14 protein-coding genes and 1 pseudogene are annotated in these 20,467 nt (G+C 71.5%); 10 read left to right on the top strand and 5 right to left on the bottom strand.

Going from position 1 to position 20,467, the window contains the following annotated elements; all coding sequences use genetic code 11:
- From MXD61_RS27165 to MXD61_RS27155, 3 genes and pseudogenes are all read right to left on the bottom strand, one after another.
- Nucleotides 1–1,301, bottom strand: a pseudogene (locus MXD61_RS27165) (TIGR02680 family protein); the annotation flags it as partial.
- Nucleotides 1,298–2,581 carry a TIGR02678 family protein gene (locus MXD61_RS27160; protein WP_248816263.1) on the bottom strand — a complete coding sequence of 428 codons (1,284 nt, stop codon included), beginning with the start codon at nucleotides 2,579–2,581 and terminating at the stop codon, nucleotides 1,298–1,300. The gene MXD61_RS27160 and the pseudogene MXD61_RS27165, both read right to left, overlap by 4 nt.
- Nucleotides 2,578–4,233, bottom strand: coding sequence for a TIGR02677 family protein (locus MXD61_RS27155; RefSeq protein WP_248816262.1), 1,656 nt, complete (start codon nucleotides 4,231–4,233; stop codon nucleotides 2,578–2,580). The genes MXD61_RS27160 and MXD61_RS27155 overlap by 4 nt, the downstream gene beginning before the upstream one ends.
- A gap of 631 nt (nucleotides 4,234–4,864) precedes the next feature.
- On the opposite strand from MXD61_RS27155, the gene MXD61_RS27150 reads away from it, so the two are divergent.
- Complete coding sequence (locus MXD61_RS27150) at nucleotides 4,865–5,407, top strand: hypothetical protein (RefSeq protein ID WP_248816261.1); 543 nt, start codon at nucleotides 4,865–4,867, stop codon at nucleotides 5,405–5,407.
- Between the two features lie 33 nt (nucleotides 5,408–5,440).
- Here the strand turns inward: MXD61_RS27150 and MXD61_RS27145 are convergent, their stop codons facing one another.
- Both MXD61_RS27145 and MXD61_RS27140 read right to left on the bottom strand, forming a co-directional pair.
- A complete protein-coding gene (locus tag MXD61_RS27145) occupies nucleotides 5,441–5,764 on the bottom strand; it encodes a hypothetical protein (protein WP_248816260.1) in 324 nt (107 codons plus the stop codon).
- A 13-nt stretch (nucleotides 5,765–5,777) separates the two neighbouring features.
- On the bottom strand, nucleotides 5,778–6,848 hold the full coding sequence (locus tag MXD61_RS27140) for a glycoside hydrolase family 43 protein (protein ID WP_374629640.1): 1,071 nt from the start codon (nucleotides 6,846–6,848) through the stop codon (nucleotides 5,778–5,780).
- A 346-nt stretch (nucleotides 6,849–7,194) separates the two neighbouring features.
- Here MXD61_RS27140 and MXD61_RS27135 point away from each other — a divergent pair, with 346 nt between their 5' ends.
- From MXD61_RS27135 to MXD61_RS27095, 9 genes are all read left to right on the top strand, one after another.
- A complete protein-coding gene (locus tag MXD61_RS27135) occupies nucleotides 7,195–7,521 on the top strand; it encodes a hypothetical protein (RefSeq protein ID WP_248816258.1) in 327 nt (108 codons plus the stop codon).
- A gap of 1 nt (nucleotide 7,522) precedes the next feature.
- On the top strand, nucleotides 7,523–8,137 hold the full coding sequence (locus tag MXD61_RS27130; RefSeq protein WP_248816257.1) for a histidine kinase: 615 nt from the start codon (nucleotides 7,523–7,525) through the stop codon (nucleotides 8,135–8,137).
- A 456-nt stretch (nucleotides 8,138–8,593) separates the two neighbouring features.
- Nucleotides 8,594–9,874, top strand: coding sequence for a hypothetical protein (locus tag MXD61_RS27125; RefSeq protein ID WP_248816256.1), 1,281 nt, complete (start codon nucleotides 8,594–8,596; stop codon nucleotides 9,872–9,874).
- A gap of 593 nt (nucleotides 9,875–10,467) precedes the next feature.
- The gene (locus MXD61_RS27120; RefSeq protein WP_248816255.1) at nucleotides 10,468–10,740 is read left to right on the top strand and encodes a hypothetical protein; all 273 of its coding nucleotides are present in this window, start codon (nucleotides 10,468–10,470) and stop codon (nucleotides 10,738–10,740) included.
- A gap of 121 nt (nucleotides 10,741–10,861) precedes the next feature.
- Nucleotides 10,862–11,761, top strand: coding sequence for an LLM class flavin-dependent oxidoreductase (locus tag MXD61_RS27115; RefSeq protein ID WP_248816254.1), 900 nt, complete (start codon nucleotides 10,862–10,864; stop codon nucleotides 11,759–11,761).
- Nucleotides 11,762–12,771: 1,010 nt separating this feature from the next.
- Entirely contained in the window at nucleotides 12,772–15,387 is a 2,616-nt protein-coding gene (locus tag MXD61_RS27110) for a carboxylate--amine ligase/circularly permuted type 2 ATP-grasp protein (protein WP_248816253.1), read from the top strand.
- Nucleotides 15,388–15,639: 252 nt separating this feature from the next.
- Entirely contained in the window at nucleotides 15,640–17,424 is a 1,785-nt protein-coding gene (locus tag MXD61_RS27105; protein ID WP_248816252.1) for an N-acetylglutaminylglutamine amidotransferase, read from the top strand.
- Between the two features lie 59 nt (nucleotides 17,425–17,483).
- A complete protein-coding gene (locus MXD61_RS27100; protein WP_248816251.1) occupies nucleotides 17,484–19,754 on the top strand; it encodes an alpha/beta fold hydrolase in 2,271 nt (756 codons plus the stop codon).
- A gap of 163 nt (nucleotides 19,755–19,917) precedes the next feature.
- Nucleotides 19,918–20,343: a GNAT family N-acetyltransferase gene (locus tag MXD61_RS27095; RefSeq protein ID WP_248816250.1), complete on the top strand. Its 426-nt coding sequence runs from the start codon at nucleotides 19,918–19,920 to the stop codon at nucleotides 20,341–20,343.
- The last annotated feature ends 124 nt before the right edge of the window (nucleotides 20,344–20,467 follow it).

Raw genomic sequence — 20,467 nt, 5'->3', positions numbered from 1 at the left:
GCCGAGGACACCTCCTGCACCCGCTCGACGGGCGGACCGTCGGGCAGCCGCAGGGGGACGAGCAGCGTCTGGTGTTCGGCGGCGACGCCGGCATGCTCGGCGCCGGCGCCGGCGGCATCGACCGCACGCTCCAGCGCGACCGTGGTCGCCTCGGCCCGCCGGTTGGCGTCGGTGGTCCGGCGGACGAGGCCGTCGCGCTGGGTCGTCACGGCCGCGAGTTCGGCCCCGGCCCGGCTGGCCGCGCGCTCCAGGTCGGACATCCGCTGCCGCAGCCGGACGAGCTCGCGGGCCTGATCCATCTCCGGGCGGGCGGTGAGAGTGTCCCGTTCGGCGGTGAGCGTGGTGATGCGCTCCTCGTTCTCCCTGTCCTGCCCGTCCACCCGGATCGCCTCGGCCTCGACCCGCTCCCGTTGCGTCCGGACGTCGTTGAGCTGGCGGGACGCCGACTCGTAGGCGGCCTGGGTGGCGCGGGGCTCGCGGGCCCGACGCCGCGCGCTGATCCGGGCGTAGTGGCGATAGTGCCCGAGGAAGGCGGTGGCGGCCTCGTGCGCCTCCTCGAAACCCTGCAGATCCGACTGTTCCTGCTCGAGACCGCGGAACGCCTCGGCCGCGTCCGCGATCACCGCCTGGTCCAGCGGGGTCAGCGCCTCGGTCAGCGCCACCGACAGGGCCCGCTCGTCCGGCTTCTTCGACAGCTGCGGCTGGCGGAGCGCGATGAGCAGGTTGATCAGCGCGTCGTACCGTTCCTCGCCGAGGCCGAAGAACGCCTCGTCCAGGGCACGCCGGTAGCGCGACGCCTGTTCGTAGACGTTGCCGCGCGGGCCCAGGGCGTCACGCAGCCGTTCCTTCGTCAACGCGGTCCGGGTCGGGCCGACCAGGTCGAGATCGACGCCGACCCGGGCGTCTGCGATGAAGAACCAGGTGACGACCGACCCGCGGCTGGCGACCGCTTTCAGCCCGGCCCCGATCGTGCGGTACTCGGCGGCGCCGGACGCGTCGAGCCGGCCGAATTCCAGCCAGCTGTAGCCGAGGCGTTCCGGATGGGGATGGCGCCCGCCCATGAGCAGGTTCCAGTCCATCCGCTTCTTCGGGTCGCCGTCGGGTTCGACGCGGTGGGCCGACACCTCACCGTCGAGCAGGAACGGCAGCAGCATCGCGAGGACCTTGGACTTGCCGGTGCCGTTGTTGCCGCGCAGCAGCAGGTTGCCCTCGTGGAAGTGGAACTCCTCCTCGTCGTAGAGGAAGACGTCGACCAGTCCGGCGCGCAGCGGCTGCCAGCGTTCGGTCGTTGGCTCCGTCATGCCAGCGCCTCCTGTCCGCCGCCGTCCCGCAGGTCACCGAGCGCGAACCGGGCGAGCGCCGGCAGGGCGAACACGTCGTCCCCGTGTCGGCGTAGCAGGCCGAGGGCCCGCATCCGCGACAGTGCCCGGTCGACCAGCTCGACCTCCGCGTCGGGCTCGGTGACACCCTTGCGCCAGTGCTTCTGGTGCTGGGCGATCAGCTCGCGCATGTGGACGTCGAGGTCGGCGACGGCGATCGGTTCGTCCGGGCCGCGTCGGGCGCCCTCGCGGGCGAGATGTTCGGCGAGCAGGAGGGTGGCGTGACCATCGGTACCGTCCTCGGGCATCCGGGTGTCGGTGAGGTCGCCGTCGGGGTCGACCATGGCGATCCCCTCCGCGCGGACCTCGGCGACCAGGCCTGTCGCCTCGGTGATCCGCCGGGTCAGCGCGACCCGCTGGCTGCTCAGGTAGGCCCGCTCGCCCTCGTCCAGATCCGCGTAGTAGATGACCGGGTCGTCCAGCAGACGCCGGGTCAGCGCCTGGCGTCGGGCCAGGTTGCGTGCGTCGTCGGTGTCGGCCGTCAGCTCCTCGACGACGGCGGCCAGCCGGCCGTCGACATCGGCCGAGCCTGGGATGTCGCTGACGGTCGAGGGGCCGCGCCGGGTCACCAGCATGCCGCTCAGCGCCCGGCGGTCGAGGTCGTAGAGGGCGTCGCCGGTGCCGGCGGTGAAGGTCGTCTCGTCGCCGGCGACCCGGCGCAGCACACCGAGGTCAAGGAGGACGCGGACGGCCGCCACCAGGTCGGCGCGCTCGTCCCGGCTGTCGAGGCTGAACCTGATGCCCGCCTCGGCGAGCTCAGGGGCGGCGCAGCCCATCATCACGTCGTCGGCCAGGCTGCCCAGGGTGATCTGGTTGTCGGCCCGTTCCAGGCTGGCCAGGGCCAGGCAGAGCAGGACGTAGCGGCGGCGGCTGAACGGCTGCTGGGCCGATCCTGCCGTGGCCGGGCGGGTGCCGTCGGTCAGATCGGCCGGGATCTTGGCCAGTCGGGCCACCTCCGGGTCGACCCGCAGCGACCAGCCTGTCTCTCGGGTGAACCAGTCCCGCAGCCATGTCTGGTGCCGGCGCACGAGGCGGAAGGTGTCGGCGTCGGGACCGTGCGCGACGAGCAGCGGGCGGCGCAGGATCGCACGCATCGCCCGGCGGCGCTCGGCGGCGCGCTGCGCGTCAAGCGCGTCGATGACCGCCGTCGACGACGCCCCGGGACGCGGCCCGCGTGGGATGGCGCGGCGCTGGGTGGTCACGCCGTCGCCGTCAGCAGGTCGTGGATCTCCAGGAGATGGTCGGGGCCGGTGAACCGGCCCGCGCTGGTGGGCACGGTCGCGATCACACCGTCGTCGGTGGGGGTGAGCGAGATGGACAGAGTGCCGTCGGCGCTGCTGGTCACGACGCTGATTTCCCCCGGCCGGCGACGGGCGAGGGCGTCCCCGAGGACGGCCAGGAACAGTCGGAAGGTCGGGTCGTCAAGCTCAGCCAGCTCGGACAGGCGCACGGGTTCGCCGGTGGCGAGCTGGCGGCGCGCGGCCCGCACCACCTCCTCCTCGGCCGCCAGCCTCTCGGCCAGCAGCCGGCGCTCGGCCGCGCGGTCGCGGACGCGGTTGGGCGCACCCCTGCGTTCGTACCGACCGGTGCGCCGCAGCCGGATGTCGACGAGGATCGGCGGTGCCTCGCTCCACGGCGTCGACGCCGGCACCGGCTCGGCGTCACGGGCCTCCAACGTCGCCGCGTCGACCGTGAGGTGGCGGGCCGGAGCAAGCCCGAAGCACACCCGCCACAGCCGGTGGGCGTCGTCGTCGTTCGGGGCCTGCGCGAACCAGAGCGCGAGCGCACGGAAGTCGGCCGACCGGTCGCTGCGCCCCGACCTGCGCTCGTTGAGGACCAGCACCACCGACAGCAGCGCCGGCACGGCGGCCCGAGCCCGTTCCCGCAGGAGGCGTGACTGCGGCGGATGCCGCCGATCGCCGACGAACCAGTGCCGCAACCCCTCCCACCGCTCGGTCCACAACGCCAGCCGCTCGCCGACGACCTCGCTCACCAGCGGCTCTGTCGGCTGCGACGGTGTCGGCGGGGATGGCGTCGGCGGGGACGAGTAGTCGAGGTCGGGTGCCGCGTCGCGGGCCTCGCGCTCGGCGACCGCCCGTAGCAGGCGGGACAGGTCGTGCTCCTCGATCTCCCGCAGGACGTCGACGATCCGCGCCGAGGTGACGACGAGGTCGCGGATGAACCGCTGGAGATAGTCGATGAGCTGTTCCTTGTAGGCCAGGAAGACGTCGAGGTCGGCGTCGTGCAGATCGATGGTGCGCTGCAGCGAGCCCATGAACGCCTGGGCGTTGTCCGCCAACCCGCGAAAGACCCCGGCCAGGTCGCGCAGTAGCTGGTGCGCCTTCGCCGCATCGATCTCGGGTTCCGCCAGCAGAGCCAGGAGCGCCCGCAGCTGGCTGTGGATGTCGGACAGGGCGACGGCCTGCAGCTCCCCGCGCCGACCCAACGTCTCGTCGAAGGTCTCCAGCGCGGTCTCGGCGGCCTCGCCAGCGGGCGTGAGCTGGTAAAGGAACCGGGGGCGGTTGAAATCCTCGACGGAGGTGACCCGGCTCGTGTCCGGATCGCCGCGCAGGTTGCCCCAGTCGACCAGGCTGCGTAGCTCGGCGCTCACATCCGTGATGGCGCCGAGGTCCAGCCCGTCCCCGTCCTGGCCTGGCTCGCGGGCGAGCATCTCCAGGACGTCCTCGGGGCGCAGGTGGACGTTGAACCTGCGCTTCGCCCGGACGAACGTCCCCATGATGGCCCGGTACAGCGGGGCCTTCTCCACCGTCACATGGGTGAAGGGACCGAACCGAGAGATGTTCGCGGGCCGGTCGCGGCCCCCCGCCCGCTCCGACGTCGCGACCCCCGCCACCCGCATCAACCTCCCGGCTGCCCGTCAGAAGTTCACCCTGTGATACCACGCCCACCCCGGCGTGTTTCCAACGGGTCCACAGATGGATACCCAGCGTACGCATCCGGGTCGGGATCACCCGCGCCGTCTCCTGACGACGACCGCACGGTGTGGCTCTGCGCCCGACGACTTTCGGCAGGTGGGCACGGGGCTACACCGGCCGGCCACCGCCTCCACCTGGCCGGGGCGGGGCGGCGTACCGGAACCTCGCCGACGGCTCAGCCTACCGGCGGCCAGCTGGATGGCCATGAAGATTAATTTGTAATACCTACTGTATGTGAAACATACGAATCTGTCGTCTGATCGGTCCTCGTCCCGCCTCGCCGTCCAGTCAGGAGTCCGCAGGTGAGCGCCGGTACGTCCGCAGCGGGGGCCCGTCGCACCGCCCGGCGCGCCGGCGGTGACGCACCCGCATGTGCCGCTGGCCGCGGTCATCGCGCACCTGGATGGGACGCGAGGGCTCCTCTCGTACCACGCGGTGATCTACTCGGCGGCGCCGATGAGGGTAAGCCTGAGCCTGGTCCACCCTGGAGAGGGAAAGCGCTCTTTGACGCGGGGACCTGTCTGGGAGGTGGTGTCGAGAATGAGTGGTATGCCATCCGACGGGCCGCCCCCGGGCACGCGATACGACGATGTGCGTCCCTACGCGGTCGCGAACTCTTTGGACGAGCTGCAGGGCCCGACATCGGGAGTGGTGGTTCTTGACCGGTGGCTGGACTGGTCGGGCTCAGCTCGGTACGACCTGACGAACCCCGGCCGTCTCGCACGGATGTACGAGACGGTGCTGCGGGAGGCGTCCAGGACCGCGGACCTGTCCCGCTGGTTGGAGGGGCGCACACTGGCTCGGCTCTGGGGTGACCTGGTTCTGCCGCCGCAGGTCCGTGCCCACGGAATCCTCCAGCGGCCGAGCGAGGACGTCGACCTCTTCGCAGACTGGGACCGACGCGCGGACTTCCCAGCCGCCGTCGACGCGGTCATCGTGGCGTATCGGGCAGACGGTCTCGAGATCGCGACCGAACTCCGGACCGAGCTGATCGCGCGGCGGATCCGGGTTTCGATCGCGGCCATTTCGCCGCCATGCTCGGGCAGATCGCCCGGCTCGACGATGCCGACGACTTCGCCTCCTAAGGAGTGACCCCCACCTGCGTAGCGTCGGCCTGCTCGAAGGTCACGTTTGTGACGTGCTCGCGTTCGGCACATCGAGCACGGTGGCCGTCTCCTCGATCGCGGCCGCGGCCAGAAACCGGTCACGGTAGGCGGCGACTCCCTCATCGAAGCGATCGGCGTGGACGGCCCAGAAAGCGCCTCCTTCGCCGTCCCAGCTGGCGAACTGGGTGGCGTTCGACGCGTCGACGGTGACCTCGGCTCCGAGCGGGTGCTGCCGCTGTTCGAACAGAAGGCTTCCACCGACAGCCGCCCGCGTGAGGCCATCGAGGGCATCCGCTCCTACGCGTACAGCCCTGGTCGCAGGCGGCTGGACATGCTCCGCCACCAGTTCGACGCATTCACCCAGCCGCGTCGAGTCGGGTCACCGCGCGGCCGATGCGCACGCGGGGCGCGGGCAGTACGGCGGGCGGGCCTGATGAGGACAGCGGGGCCAGGACAAGCTGGCGGCCGGCATGGGGGGAGGACGCGGGATCTTTCCGGTTCCACGTGTGGAAGGCGAGCCACCAGTTCCCGTCGGCGTCGACGAACGGTTCGGCTCCGCCCGGCCCGACACCCGCGTTCCCGGTGCGCAGGAACGGTTCGGGCGCCGCGGTACAGGGGCCGAGCGGCCCGGCGCAGGCGGCGGTCGCCGTGACGTAGTCGGGGCTGTGCCAGTCGCCGGCGGAGTAGATCAGATCGAACCGGCCGTCGCGGGCGAGCATCGCCGGGCCCTCCACGACGCCGTGCTGCCAGGGCAGGCCGGGGTGGAGCAGTTCCACCGCCGGGCCGGCCAGACCGAGGCCGTCCGCGCTCATCCGCGCGGCCCACAACGTCGGGACGTGCCCGGCCCGGATTCCCTCGCTCTTCCAGGTCAGGTAGCGGTCGGTCCCGGCCGTGTATGGACTCGGGTCGATGCTGCCTCCCGTCTCGGACTGGCAGATCAGCGGCGCGGCGGAGACATCGACGAACGGGCCGGCCGGTGAGGTCGAGCTCGCGGCCGAAACGCACTGGATGCCAAGGGCGCTCAGGCGGGCGCTGTAGTAAAGGACGAAGCCGCCGGCGACGGGACTGACGGCCGGGGCCCAGGTCAGGAGCTGGCCGGCGGCCGCCCACCGGGGCAGGGCCGGCAACGCGTCCCCGACCGACTGCCAGGTCCACATCCCGGTGCTGCGCAGCACCGGGATGTTCCCCCCGCTCGGGGTGTTCGTCCCGTAGGCGTAACTGACCCCGGCGACGGTCAGCACGAACGGATCGGCGAGGTTCGACCCGTGGACAGCGATGGCCGGACGTTCGTCCGGTGTGCCGCCGGTGGCCCTACCCGTTGGACCTGTCGTGCCGGCCGAGGGCCCAGCGGCAGTGGTGCCCGCACCGGGTGCGCCGCCCCGCGTGGTCGGCGAACCGGTCGAGACAACCCGGTCCACCAGTGCCATCCCGACTGCGGCGAACGCGAGCACCACCACCACCACGACCACCGCCGTCACGGCGACCGCGATCGGCGCCCGGCGCGACCCCGAGTGGACGGTATCGGCGGGGCGCGCGGGATCAGGCGGTGCGGACGGATCGAGCAGGTGCGACATGGTGGCGTGGACCTTCCGGCTGGGTTCGGATGCGACTGCGCAGCCTGGCCGGCCCGGATGTGCATGCCGTGTGAGAACTGTCAGTCGCATGTCGCTGCGTTTCCACGACTTCGACGTCGAGACGGCGGCGTCGGCCGGGCAGGCGGAACGCCAATGTGGCTGACATCGAACTCGAGTGTTGGCGTGGTCAGCTGGTCCCATGTCGGCCTACACCGTGGAGCTTCCCGTGCCGGCCCGCCCGCCGGGCCACCGGTTCCGGCTGGTGGTCGGCGTCGTCGTGCTGACCGTCACCGTCCTGGTGGTGACCGACCGCCTGCTCGTCCGGCTCGTCGAGCACCGCCTCGCCACCCGGTTGGCCTGCCTGGGAATGCTCGGTAACGGCATGAGTTCGTTCGACGGTCCTCCGTTCGGCGCTCACCTCGATGCCGTCATGCCGAGTGGCCAGGGCGTGCGGGTCCAGATGTCGATCAGCGGCGCCGCGTTCGACCAGCTGATGGCCGCCCACCCGTCGTGTGGAGGCATCTGACATGGCCCGCTCGGACACACATACCTCCCCTGCCGGATGCGTCGACGGCTCCGGTACTGGCCTGAACACCGACCCGGCGGCGGACAGGCGCGCCTTCGCACCGGCCATCGTGAGCCGGCGGCTCCTGCTCGTCCCGGCCGCCCTGCTCGTCCTGTGGGGCACCGAGGCGGTGCTCGCCGCGGTTACGGTCGGCCTGCTGTGGCTGATCCCGGTCGACCAGACCGTTGCCCGTCTCCACGTTTCGGGGCTGGCCAGGATTGAGGTGGACCCGCATACCGCCGTGACGGCGCTTGTCACCCTGGCCCTGTCGGCAACGCTGGCCGCCGTCCTGCTGCGGTCGCGGTCCACCCTCGCACAGTTCGCGGCGATCAAGGTATTCGCGCTGGTGGTGGCGACGGCGATTACCGGCGCGTACGCTCCGGGGTCGCTGCGAGTACAGATTGCCGTCGCCTGCGTCGGCGCCGGCGCGGCTGTCCTGATGTGGCCACGGATGCGAGTGGCGGTGCCGCGGGTACTGGAAACAATCAACATCCGGCATGTCGACGGCCGCGCAGCCGACATGCTGCTCGTTCTGAAAATCAGCGTCCTCGTCGGGTTGATCGTCCTGCTCGGATAAGTCCGCCGACCGGCCGACGGACCAACCAGCCGGGCTACTCCTGCTTTCTGTTTGGTGGCGACCCGCACCAGTACATCGGCAACATGTTCGCCCACGCCGAGGGGTCCTCGCCCCAAGGGTCGGATCGGCGGCGGGTCCTTGGCGGCGCACCTGGCCAGGTCGGGCTTCAGGTACTGCCAGGACAGGCTGGCCTCGATGCAGCGTTCACATACAACTCGAACAGAACGTGCAACTGCTTCGAATCCAGGGGAAGCAGTCTTGGACGTGGAGAATCCACCGCTTCCGAGAGTTCCGAGGAGTTGCAGTGATGGGATGTCATCGCAGACCCGCCAACCACCGCGCCGCTGCCAGGACGGCCGGTCCTACCACGGCGGTCGGCGGCGGCTCCTTCGCCGTCGCCGGGCAGACCCCCGGCGGCACCACGATCGACGGCTCGGTCGCCTGGAGATGCTCGCTGTGAGCACATCGCGGCTGCGGCGCGGCTGGTCGCTGAGCCTGACGACGATCACGGCGACCGTCCTGGCCATGCCGGCGCTGGCCAGCGCGGCGACACCGACGTTGATCACGCCCGCCTGTGCGTGGCGGTTGGAGACCACGCCCTCCACCGCCAACGTGGCCTTCCCGGACAGCGGCGCCACCTACTGGACGACCCCGTTCACGGTGCAGGACGGCCTACAGGTCACCGTCTCGGGTTCGTATGCCGATGCGCGCTACACATCCCTGACGGTCTATGACAGCAGCCGATCGCCTTTCATGACCAACGGCGTCAGCTCCAGCCTGCCGGACTACCTGACAGCACCGGACGCGGGCAGCATCAATCCCTGGCAACAGACCGCCGTGCCCGGCGGACACTTCACCGTCACCCTGAGCCCGAACGCGGCGACCGGTGAGACCAACACCGTGCCTCTCGCTCCCGCCGGCACTCGGTCCGGCCGGACCGGGTATCTCATCTACCGCGCCTATCTGCCGGCCGACGGTAACCCCTCCAGCATCCCCCTGCCGACCCTGACATTCGACCAAAACGGCACGTCGGTCACCCCACCCGTCTGCGGTTCCACCCTGTCGTCCGACCCGCCCACCACCACCACCACCACCACCACTGCTGCCGCAGGGGCGAGGGTGTCGAGCGCGGCGGACTCCGCGGGACCCCAGTTCGCCCGCGGCTCCTCCGGCACCGGCGGTCTGTTTCCCAACCCGGACAACGCCTACCTGTCGGAAAAGCTGACCCCACCCACCGGCAACACGGTTCTCGTCATCCGGGGGAAGGCTCCGCGAACACCGCAGTCCAACGACCCGATACCGTGGCCTTCCGCCACCTCGGACATCCGCTACTGGTCGTTGTGCGACAACCTGGCCATCCCGCCTCTGCCAGTCGTCGTCAACACCCTGCCCGATGGCAGCCTGGACTACGGCTGCCGGGCCGACTACAGGACCAGGCTCGACGCGACCGGTTACTACACATTCGTGGTTGGTACCGAGGCGCAGCGATCGGCGATCGAGAACATCCCGGGAGCCACATTCGTACCGTTCTCCAGCGCAGCCCCGACCGCCCAGCACATCCTGCTGTTTCGTAACCTTCTCGGCGGCGGATTCGAGGAGTCGGTCCAGAACGTGCCATCTGACAACAGACCGGCCTCGGCCGCGGCCGTCATGAAGGACTACTACCCGCGGTCAGCCCTCTGCTCGCTGACCATCCTTTCCGCCGACGGCCCGCAGGCATGCCTGCGCAGCTCCTGACCATCGGGACAGCAGGAAAACGGGCTCCGACTGGTCCGTTTCAAACGTCGGCGCCGCAGGTGCCGGCCGGGATGGTTACTCAACCACAAGGGTTGTCATGCTTTGTCGAGATCGACAGGTCTCCTGCCGTGAACTGCCATCCGTGTCGGCTGCCGTACCCGAATTCCGTCGTTGGTGGCGGTCCTCGGCATCGATCACACTTGCGTTGATGATGCTTGTCCTGGCCGGCTGCGGGTCGTCGTCCACCGACGTCCCGGCCGGCGCGCCCACGACTTCCGCGGGCACTCAGGCCATCCCACCCGGCTCCTCGACCCAGACCCTCACCGTCGGCGGCGTCACCCGCACCTTCCATCTGTACCGCCCGAGGCGATCAACATGGACCTGGCTCGCCGCGCGACACGATCGACGCCACCGCACTCTCGGCGCTGCGGCTGCTCGCGCACCGACCTGGCAGCGCGGGTGGCATCCTTCTTCACTCATATAGTTGGTATTGACAATGGTGGGCAATGCCAACTAGTTTTGTTGGTGCTACGAAAGATCGGTAGTACCCATCGACTGCCGCTTGCGTGCCGCCGTCCCCGGTAGGGCTCGCGGTGAGGGTCTCGTCCCGTGGGTTGTGGGCGAAACAGCTCACGTTCGTCCTGCATCCCCGCGGCCACCATCCTGCCGCAGAGCGCGCCGACCCACGCCGTCACATCGAGCTCCGCGGTCGGATCGTCGCGACCGAGACCGGACCACCCGCCATCGACCTCGCCCATCTCACCTTCGGCAGGTGGACCGGCAGCCCCGTCCTGCGCCCGACCGAGGGCGAACGGGTCCTGCTGCGCCTGCGAGCCGACCACATCCACCGAAAGGCCTCCCGGTGAGTTCACCCCTCTCGTCCGACCCGGCCACTGGCCTGGCCGCCGACCGGTCCGCCGACCGAGACCCGAACGGCGCCGCTCGCGCGGGCAGCCACGAGACCTGCCCGCACCGGAAGGCGACGCGATGAGCGCGCTGTCCGGGACGCGGCTTGTGTTCGGGGCCGGTGGTGTGGTCAGCGAACTGTCGGCGGCGCAGACCCTCGATCTCGCCCAGGGGGCCGACGAGCTCGGCTACGACCTGTTCAGCCTCAGCGACCACCTGCACAGCGAGAGTCCCACCGACGATCCGTTGACCACGCTGAGCTGGCTGGCCGGCCAGACCCGCCGCATCGAACTGGCCACGAACGTCCTGGCCCTGCCCTACCGGCCACCGCCCGTGGTCGCGAAGATCGCCGAGACCCTCGACCGGCTCTCCGGTGGACGGTTCGTCCTCGGCCTCGGCGGCGGCGGGTACGACGCGGAGTTCCACGCCTTCGGCCTCACCGAACGCACCGGTGGGCAGAAGATCATCGGGCAGCGGGAGGCCATCACGATCCTGCGGGGGCTGTGGTCGGGGAAGCCGACCACCCTGGCCGGCCAGGAGTTCTCCGTGCACGGCGCCCGGATCGACCCGCCCGCGGCCCGCCCGATCCCGATCTGGCTCGGCTCGTACGGGCCGCGCGCGCTGGCGCTCACCGGCGAACTCGCCGACGGCTGGCTTCCCTCCATCGGACGGGTCGGCCTCGACGGTGCCCGTCGGATGCGCGCGGCCGTCCTGACCGCCGCCACCCAGGCCGGCCGTGATCCCACGTCGATCGTCTGCGCCACCAACGTGATCGTGCGGCTCGGCCAGCAGGCACCGCCCGGATCGGGGGTGGTCAGCGGCGGCGTCACCGAGGTGATCGACCAGCTCGTGGACATCGTGGCCGTGGGGTTCACCGCCCTGCTGCTCGCCGTGCCCACCGTCGGCGATCTCGAGACCCTGGCCCGCGACGTCCTACCCGCCGTCCGTGCCCAGGCCGCCGCCCGCACCGCATCGTCGTAACCGTCGCCATGGCCGTCGCCATGGCCGTCGCGGTGGCCGTCGCCCATACAGGTCCGCTGTCGTCGCCTGCACAGGTTCGCCGCTGTCGTCGCAGACTCTCGCGAACTCATCGTGACGACTCGGGTCCACCTCGTGGCCGCAGGTACTCCCTCGTCGTGGACAGCACGGCACCGTGGCGAGCCAGCCGGCTCGGCCGGCTCACGCCGAGGGTTGTTCGGGATTTCAGGCCGGAAAACCAGAACAACCCTCGGCATCCTCCCCAACAACCCTCGGCATGTCGGAATCGGCCGCCGGTAGGGCGGTGTCGATCCCCAGCGTGGTGGATCAGGTCTCGGCATGGCGGGTGGTCGGGCGCGACGTCGTCGATCCGTAGCTGTATGTGCCTGGTTGGTGATCTGTCGTGGCGCGCTGCGATCGAGGGAGCCCCCGTGACGTTGCGGCAGTGGACGTTCGAGTGGGGCGCCAGGTGTCGCCGGGGGAGGGGTCGCGTTGATGGTGGCGGGGCAGTTGCATTGTGTTCGGATGAAGTCGCGCATCGTCGTCTCGCCGGAAATGGGCGGCTAACCCGAGGCAGGTGAAACCAGGGTCGGCGGAGGGTCGGAAACGTGACGGGCTGCCGGCGGTCACCGGGCTGATCCGGGCCTGTCGCTTCGTGGCGCGTCATGCTGCGGGCTTCGTCACGTTTTAGCGGCGGGGTCGGTGGGAGAGGAATCCGAGGAGACCGCGGCCGCCCGATCGCGGCGGGCCGGCCGACGGGCCGGGCTGTCACGATTGTCCTGCAGGGCGCTGCGGGCACCGCATCGGAGCAGGTCGGGACGCCGGCCCACGGCCAGAGCGGGTGGCGTATGCCGGTATCACAGCGTGCGGGCGACAGGCGCGGTCACGATCGACCCGGTCACGGTCGACCCGGCTACGACAGACGCGGCTATGACGAACGTAATGGCAGATCCGGACCCGGAGATACCTGCCCGTCATGCATGCGTAACCGGCTGGTCGTAGCGTAGCCGGCCATGAGCGACGCGCGAATGGTTTCCGTCGGCGTCGAGGAGGAGTTCCACATCCTCGATCTCAACACCCGTCAGCTTGTTCCCCGTGCGGAGGAAATACTCGCTCGCCTCGATGGCGACTCGTTCTCCCCGGAACTGCTCAAATCCGTCGTCGAGACGAACAGTCGGCCGACGGTGGATCTGCTGGCGTTGCGCACGAACCTGCTTGATCTGCGCCGCCGGCTGGCCGAGGCGGCCGGGGAGCTGGGGCTCGGACCGGCGGCATCGGGCACCGTGCCGATCCTCGACGTGGACGCGCTCGACGTCTCCCGTGACGCCCGCTACGAGCAGATGACCGAGGACTACCAGATCGTCGCCCGCGAGCAGCTGATCTGCGGCGCCCAGGTGCATGTCGACGTCGCCGATCGTGATCTGGCGATGGCGGTGGTGGCCTGGACCGCGCCGTGGCTGCCGATGCTGCTGGCGCTGTCGGCCAGCTCGCCGTACTGGCTTGGCGCCGACAGCGGCTACGCGAGCATGCGCACGCTGGTCTGGCAGCGCTGGCCGACGGCGGGGGTGGCCGGGTCGTTCCGGACCGCCGCCGAGTACGACCAGCTCATCGCCGATCTGATCAAGTCCGGGGTGATCAGCGACCCGGGCATGGTCTACTTCGACGTCCGCCCGTCGGCCCACCTGCCGACCGTGGAGCTGCGCATCTGCGACGCCTGCCCGGACGTCGACAACGTCATTCTCATCGCGGGTCTGTTCCGCGCGCTGGTCTGCCGGGCGGTGGAGGAGATCGCGGCGGGCGGCCAGGCGCCGCCGCCGCGCGCCGAGCTGCTGCGCGCCGCGACCTGGCGGGCGGCCCGGTCGGGGCTGGAGGGCGACCTCGTCGACATTCTCGGCGCGGGGCCGGTGCCGGCGCGGGCGATGCTGCGCCGGCTGCTGGAGGAGGTCCGTCCGCAGCTGGAGCAGTACGACGACTGGGAGCTCATCGACAACCTCGCCGAGCAGGCCGCCGGGCGCGGCAGCTCCGCGCAGCGCCAGCGTCGTGCGTTCGCCCGCCGTGGGCTGCTCACCGATGTCGCGGACCTGATCCTGGCCGAGACCCGGGACGTGCCGCCGGCCGGTGCGGTGATCGGTGTGGCGCCGGCGGTGTCGGCTCCCGACCAGATCGCGCCCACGCTGCTCGAGCGCTACCAGCCGACCGGTTACGACGAGGTCGTCGACGACCGCGGTGCGGTGCGGCCCCAGTACCGGGCGGTGATGCGCACCCTGGAACGGCTCGGCCCGGACACGCTCGACGAACGGGTCGGCACCCGCGAGGCCGAGCAGCACGACCGCGGCATCGTGTTCAGGGTCGCCGGGGACGAGCGCAGCCGACCGTTCCCGTTCGACATCGTGCCGCGGATCATCGCCGCCCAGGACTGGGCGGTGCTGCGCTCGGGCCTGACCCAGCGGGTCCGGGCGCTGGAGGCGTTCCTGCGCGACGTCTACGGCGAGCGCGCGGCCGTCGCCGACGGTGTGGTGCCACCCTGGGTCGTCAACGACGCACCCGGGTTGCGCCACGGCGGACGGGCGGTGGCCGACGAGGCGATCCGGGTGACCACCGCCGGGATCGACCTGGTCCGCGGCGCGGACGGCGGCTGGCTGGTGCTCGAGGACAACCTGCGGGTGCCCTCCGGGATCGCCTACGCCCTGGAGGGACGCCGGCTCGCCGAGTCGGTGCTGCCCGAACTCGGGCCGCCCAGCGGCATCCTGCGCCTGGACGGCATCCCGGCGCTGTTGCACGAGGCGCTGCTGGCCGCCGCCCCGGCCCGTCCCGGCGGCGGGAGCAGCACCGGTGGCAGCCGGGCCAGCGGTGGCGGTGAGCCGGTGGTGGCGGTGCTCTCCGGCGGGCCGGGTGACTCGGCCTACTTCGAGCACACCATGCTCGCCGAGCAGATGGGGGTGGCGCTGGTCGAACCGGGCGAGCTGCTCGTCGACGACGACGGCGCGCACCGCGTCGACGGCGCCACCCGGCACCGCGTGGACGTGCTCTACCGGCGCATCGACGAGGACGAACTGTTCAACGCGGTCGGCGCGGACGGCGCGCCGCTGGGCCCGGCGTTGCTGCGGGCGATGCGTGCCGGGCTGGTCAGTGTCGCCAACGCGCCCGGCAACGGGGTCGGCGACGACAAGGTCACCTACGCCTTCGTGCCGCGGATGGTCACCTACTACCTGGGTGAACAGCCGGTGCTCGACGACGTGCCCACCTACGTCTGCGGCGACCCGGAGCAGTGCGAACACGTGCTGGCCAACCTCGACCAGCTGGTGGTCAAGCCGGTGGACGGCTTCGGCGGCGCGGGCGTGCTGATCGGCCCGCACGCCGAGCCGTACCAGCTCACCGAGGCGCGCGAACAGATCCTGGCCGACCCGCGACGCTGGATCGGTCAGGAGGTGGTGGCCCTGTCCACCCATCCCACCTGGCATGACAGCCAGCTCCAGCCCTGCGCGGTGGATCTGCGGGCGTTCGTCTACGCCGGGTCCGAACCGGTGGTGATCCCCGCGGCGCTGTCCCGGGTCGCCCCACCCGGCAGCCTCATCGTCAACTCCTCACGTGGCGGCGGTTCCAAGGACACCTGGATCCCGCGCCGCTGACGGAACCGCGGTCGGCGCCACGTTCCCGAACGGTCGGTGACCAGCTCGGCCGCACCGGCCCGGTGGTGCCGACGGTGCGAAGCGGGGCCGCTACGGCCTGCGCGGATGTGGACCGTGCGTGACCGCAACCGGGCCGACACGACTGTGAAACGTCCGGCATCGATCGTGTGGAGACGACGAAGTCTCTCGACGCCGGGCAGGTACGTCCGGAGAAGGGATCATGCCTGATCCCAGTAACCCGACGGGAGCGCTATGTGTGGGCTTAGTGGCGAGCTGAGGTTCGACGGTCGGGCGGCCGACGTCGACGCCGTGGTTCGGATGACGGCGACGATGGTGGCGCGTGGTCCGGACGGCGTCGGGATCTGGGCGTCCGGGCCGGTGGCGTTCGGCCACCGCCGACTGAGGATCATCGATCTGTCGGAGCGGGGCGCGCAGCCCATGGTCGACAGCGAACTGGGCCTCACGACCGCGTTCAACGGGTGCATCTACAACTACCAGCAGCTGCGCGACGAGCTCACCGCCGCCGGTTACCGGTTCTTCTCCACCTCCGACACCGAGGTGATCGGCAAGGCCTACCACCGGTGGGGCGTCCACTGCGTCGACCACTTCGTCGGCATGTTCGCCTTCGCCGTCGCCGAACGCGACACCGGCCGGCTCGTGCTCGCCCGAGACCGGCTCGGCATCAAACCGCTCTACTACGCGGTGGACGCCGAGCGGCTGCGGTTCGCCTCCACCCTGCCGGCGCTGCTGGCCGGCGGCGGGATCAGCTCCGATCTGGACCTCGTCGCCCTGCACCACTACTTCTCGTTCCACTCGGTGGTGCCGGCGCCGCACACCATCCTCGCCGGGGTGCGCAAGCTGCCCGCGGCGACCGTGCGGGTCGTCGAGCCGGACGGTCAGTACACCGACGAGGTGTACTGGAGCCCGTCGTTCACCCGCGACGACGCCTACGCCGGCTGGGACGCCGGTGACTGGCAGGACGCGATCGCCGCCCGGCTGCGCACCGCGGTGCGCCGGCGGATGGTCGCCGACGTGCCCGTGGGCGTGCTGCTCTCCGGCGGGCTGGACTCCAGCCTGATCGTCGCGCTGCTGGCCGAGGCCGGGCAGACGGGCCTGGCGACCTTCAGCGTCGGGTTCGAGGCGGCCGGCGGCGAGTCCGGCGACGAGTTCGCCTACTCGGACATCATCGCCGAACACTTCGGCACCGATCACCATCAGATCCGGGTGCCCGGCAGCCGGCTGCTGCCCGCCGTCGACGCCGCCATCGCCGCGATGAGCGAGCCGATGGTCAGCCACGACTGCGTGGCGTTCTACCTGCTCTCGCAGGAGGTGTCCCGCCACGTGAAGGTGGTGCAGTCCGGGCAGGGCGCCGACGAGGTGTTCGCCGGCTACTCCTGGTATCCGCCGCTGGCCGACGTCCCCCGTGAGGCAGCCGTCGACGCCTACCTGTCGGTGTTCGCCGACCGGCCGCACCGCGACCTGCCGGCCATGGTGGAGCCGTCCTACCTGCTGGAACGGGACGCCAGCCGCGACTTCGTCGCCGCCCACTTCGCCCATCCGGGGGCGGCGACGTCCGTGGACGCGGCGTTGCGCATCGACTCGGCCGTCATGCTCATCGACGACCCGGTCAAGCGGGTCGACAACATGACGATGGCCGCCGGCCTCGAGGCCCGCACCCCGTTCCTCGACCACGAACTCGTCGAACTCGCCGCGGCCTGCCCGCCCGAACTCAAACTCGCCTCCGGCGGCAAGGGCGTCCTCAAGGACATCGGGCGCCCACTGATGCCGGTGGACGTCATCGACCGGCCCAAGGGCTACTTCCCGGTGCCGGCGATCCGCCACCTGAACGGCCCGTTCCTCGAGCGGGTCCGCGAGGCGCTGTTCGACCCGGCGGCCAAGGCCCGCGGGCTCTACCGGCCGTCCTGGGTGCAGTCGATGCTCGCCGCCCCCAACGACAACCGCACCACCCTTGGGGCGAATGCGCTCTGGCAGGCTGCGCTGCTCGAGATGTGGTTGCAGAATCATGGCCTGACCTGATCCGACCGACCGGACCGGCCAGCCCAAGCCGAGCCGACCCGATGCCGTAGGGAGTTGAGATGACCCGAGCCTCCTACCCCGAGGACCTGACCGCGTCGACGCAGGCCCTGGCCCGCGATGTGCCGGCGCAGCGTCCCGCCGTCCTGGACGTGCTGGCACCGCTGCCGACGGACCTCCCGAACGCCTGGGCGACGGCGGTCGGCGTGCGCGCACCGGCCCTGGCCGCCGACGGTCGGCTCGCCTACATCGCGGACGGACCCACCGGCCCACGGCTGTGGGTCCGCGCGATGGCCGCGCCCGCCGGATCCGGCAGCGTCGACGGTGCCGGGAACATCGACGGTGCCGGGGCTGTGGGCGGTGTCGGGGTGGGCGGTGCCGACGGTGACGGTGTCGGGTACGGGGTGGCCGTCGACACCGGGCCGGGGCATGTGCGGGCCGCGATGTGGTCACCGGGCGGGGAGCTGCTGGCGGTGCAGGTCGCGCCGGGCGGCGGGGAGCTCACCGAGGTGCGGATCGTCGATCCGGCGTCCGGGCTCGGCGCGGGTGGCCGTCCCGGCGGGGCCTGGCGGCTCGCGGGCGGCGACGGAGGGGCCGCCGCCCCGGCGCGGTGGACCACCGACGGCCAGGCGCTGCTGGTCACCGAGTCCGACCGGACCGACCCGTCCGGACACACCCTGGCGGTGCTGATCACCCTGGACGGACGGCGGGTCGTGCTCGCCGAGGGCGTCGCCCTGCAGATCCTCGACGCCGTCGCCATCGCGGATGGCCACCGACTGCTGCTGCGGGAGGGGCCGCGGGGGGTCCGCCGGGCCCTGATCGTCGACGCCCGGCTCACCACCGCGGCCGAGGACGGCACCACCTACGCGTCCTGGGAGCTGCCGGGCGGGCGGGCGACCGTGCTGTCCGGCCGGTTCGTCGCCGGCGGGCACCGTGCCCTGCTCGTGACCGATCTCGGCGGTCGTGAGCGCGCCGCCCTGCTCGACGTGGCGGTCGACGGCCCGGGCCCCGCCCGGGTGCTCGCCGCCCGCCCGGACGCCGATGTCGAACGCATCGCCCTGCTTGACACTCCCACCGGACAGGTGGCCGCCCCCCGCCCGGAACTGGCCGGTGTGGAGCTGGTCGACACGGCTCTGGGCGGGATGGGTCTGGGCCGGATGGGTCGGGACGGGATGGGACGGGGCGCGACGGCACGGGCCGAGGCGGAGCTGATCGGGACGGGGCTGGGCGCCGCCGGCCTGGGACGGGCCGTCGTCGCGTGGAACGTGGCGGGACGCAGCGAGCTCACCGGCGTGGATCTGTCCACCGGCGAGGTCCACCCGTTGCCCGCCCCGCCGCGAGCGGTGATCACCGCGCTGCTGGGTCGCCCCGGTGGACGGGAGCTCGTCCTCGCCGTCGAGGACGCCACCGTGCCCGCCGAGCTCTGGACCTGCCACCTCGGCGCCGACTCAGAAGATGCCGACGCGGGGGAGGCGCGGTGGGGCGCCGTCCACCGATGTCTGGTGTCGCGCGCACCCCGGCAGCCGCGCGCGCTCGTCGAACCGGCACCGCGCACCCTGGCCGCCCATGACGGGCTCACCCTGTCGGGCTTCTGGTACCGCCCGCCGGCGCCGCCCGGGCCGATGCCGACCCTGATCTACCTGCACGGCGGGCCCGAAGCGCAGGAACGGCCCACGTTCAACCCGCTGATCCACGCCCTGAACGCCCGGGGGATCGCGGTGTTCGCGGCGAACGTGCGCGGCTCCACCGGCTACGGCCGCTCCTTCGAGGAAGCCGACCATCTGCACCACCGCTTCGACGGCATCGAGGACGTCGCGAGCTGCGTGCGCGATCTCGTCGCCGCCGGACTCGCCGACCCACAGCGCATCGCCGTCGCCGGCCGGTCCTACGGCGGCTATCTGACGCTGGCCGCCCTCGTCGCACACCCCGAGCTGTTCCGCGCCGGCGTCGACGTCTGCGGGATGGTCGACCTGGAGACCTTCTACCAGCACACCGAGCCGTGGATCGCGGCCAGCGCCGTCACCAAGTACGGCGACCCGCGGACCGACCCGGCCCTGCTGCGGGCGCTGTCCCCGCTGCACCGGATGAGCCGGCTCGCCGCACCCCTGCTGGTCGTGCACGGCGAGAACGACACGAACGTGCCCGTCCACGAGGCCGAGCAGACCATCGCCGCCGCCCAGGCCCACGGTGTGCCATGTCGTTACCTGCTGTTCCCGGACGAGGGCCACGAGGTGGTCGGCCTCGCCGGCCGTCTGCGGTTCGTCCGCGAGACCGTCACCTGGCTCGCCGCCCAGCTTCTCACCGATCGCCAGCCCGAGGACGCCGTCGCCTAGCCACCTCCACCCGCCGTGTCGCCTGGCCTCCTCCACAGGCCGCATCCACCAGCCCACATCCACAGGCGAATCGGTTAGTCGAATCCGTGGATAGCGGGTGGAGTCGGCACGTCACACCGGGTGGGCGAAGCGCTCCCAGGAAGGTACTGACAGAATACGGACCGTGAAGATCGAGGAGCTGGAGGCGGACCGGACCTGGCTGGCGTTCGACCCCATGCGACAGCTACGACCCCACCTGACCTCGACGGGGTTCGTCCGCCTCGTCAACGAGGTGCAGCGCCCCGAGGGCTACCGGCTGATCGCGTCCTGGGACGGAGAACTCGGTCGGGTCGCCGGCGCGCTCGGCTTCCGCCAGATCACGTCGCTGGCCACCGGACGACACCTCGCGGTCGACGATCTGACCACCATCCTCGTCGCCCGCGGCCGCGGGCACGCCACCCGCCTGCTCGCCTGGGCCGATCGGGAGGCCCGCCGTCTGGGCTGCGAACACATCCAGCTCGGCATCGATACCCACCGCCACGAGGCCCACCGCCTCGCCCTGCGCACCGGCTACACGATCTCCACCTTCGGCCTCGCCCGCCGTCTGTGAGCGGCGTGCTCCTGCGTCCGTGCGCACCGGCCGTGCCGGCCCCCGGCCCCGGCGGACGGGGATGGTGCGGCTAACCCCCGTCCGTACTGGCCGGTCAGCTCCGTCGCGCGGCCGAGGCCGGACG

Origin of the sequence: Frankia sp. AgPm24, assembly GCF_023243055.1 — a bacterium.
GTDB lineage: Bacteria > Actinomycetota > Actinomycetes > Frankiales > Frankiaceae > Frankia > Frankia umida.
This window is presented reverse-complemented; position numbering and strand designations above follow the sequence as displayed.

Bases quoted from the DNA above. Each gene is read 5' to 3' on its own strand.
- MXD61_RS27150 (WP_248816261.1), top strand. From the start codon at position 4,865: ATGCCATCCGACGGGCCGCCCCCGGGCACGCGATACGACGATGTGCGT.
- MXD61_RS27140 (WP_374629640.1), bottom strand. From the start codon at position 6,848: ATGGCACTGGTGGACCGGGTTGTCTCGACCGGTTCGCCGACCACGCGG.
- MXD61_RS27135 (WP_248816258.1), top strand. From the start codon at position 7,195: ATGTCGGCCTACACCGTGGAGCTTCCCGTGCCGGCCCGCCCGCCGGGC.
- MXD61_RS27130 (WP_248816257.1), top strand. From the start codon at position 7,523: ATGGCCCGCTCGGACACACATACCTCCCCTGCCGGATGCGTCGACGGC.
- MXD61_RS27115 (WP_248816254.1), top strand. From the start codon at position 10,862: ATGAGCGCGCTGTCCGGGACGCGGCTTGTGTTCGGGGCCGGTGGTGTG.
- MXD61_RS27110 (WP_248816253.1), top strand. From the start codon at position 12,772: ATGAGCGACGCGCGAATGGTTTCCGTCGGCGTCGAGGAGGAGTTCCAC.
- MXD61_RS27105 (WP_248816252.1), top strand. From the start codon at position 15,640: ATGTGTGGGCTTAGTGGCGAGCTGAGGTTCGACGGTCGGGCGGCCGAC.
- MXD61_RS27100 (WP_248816251.1), top strand. From the start codon at position 17,484: ATGACCCGAGCCTCCTACCCCGAGGACCTGACCGCGTCGACGCAGGCC.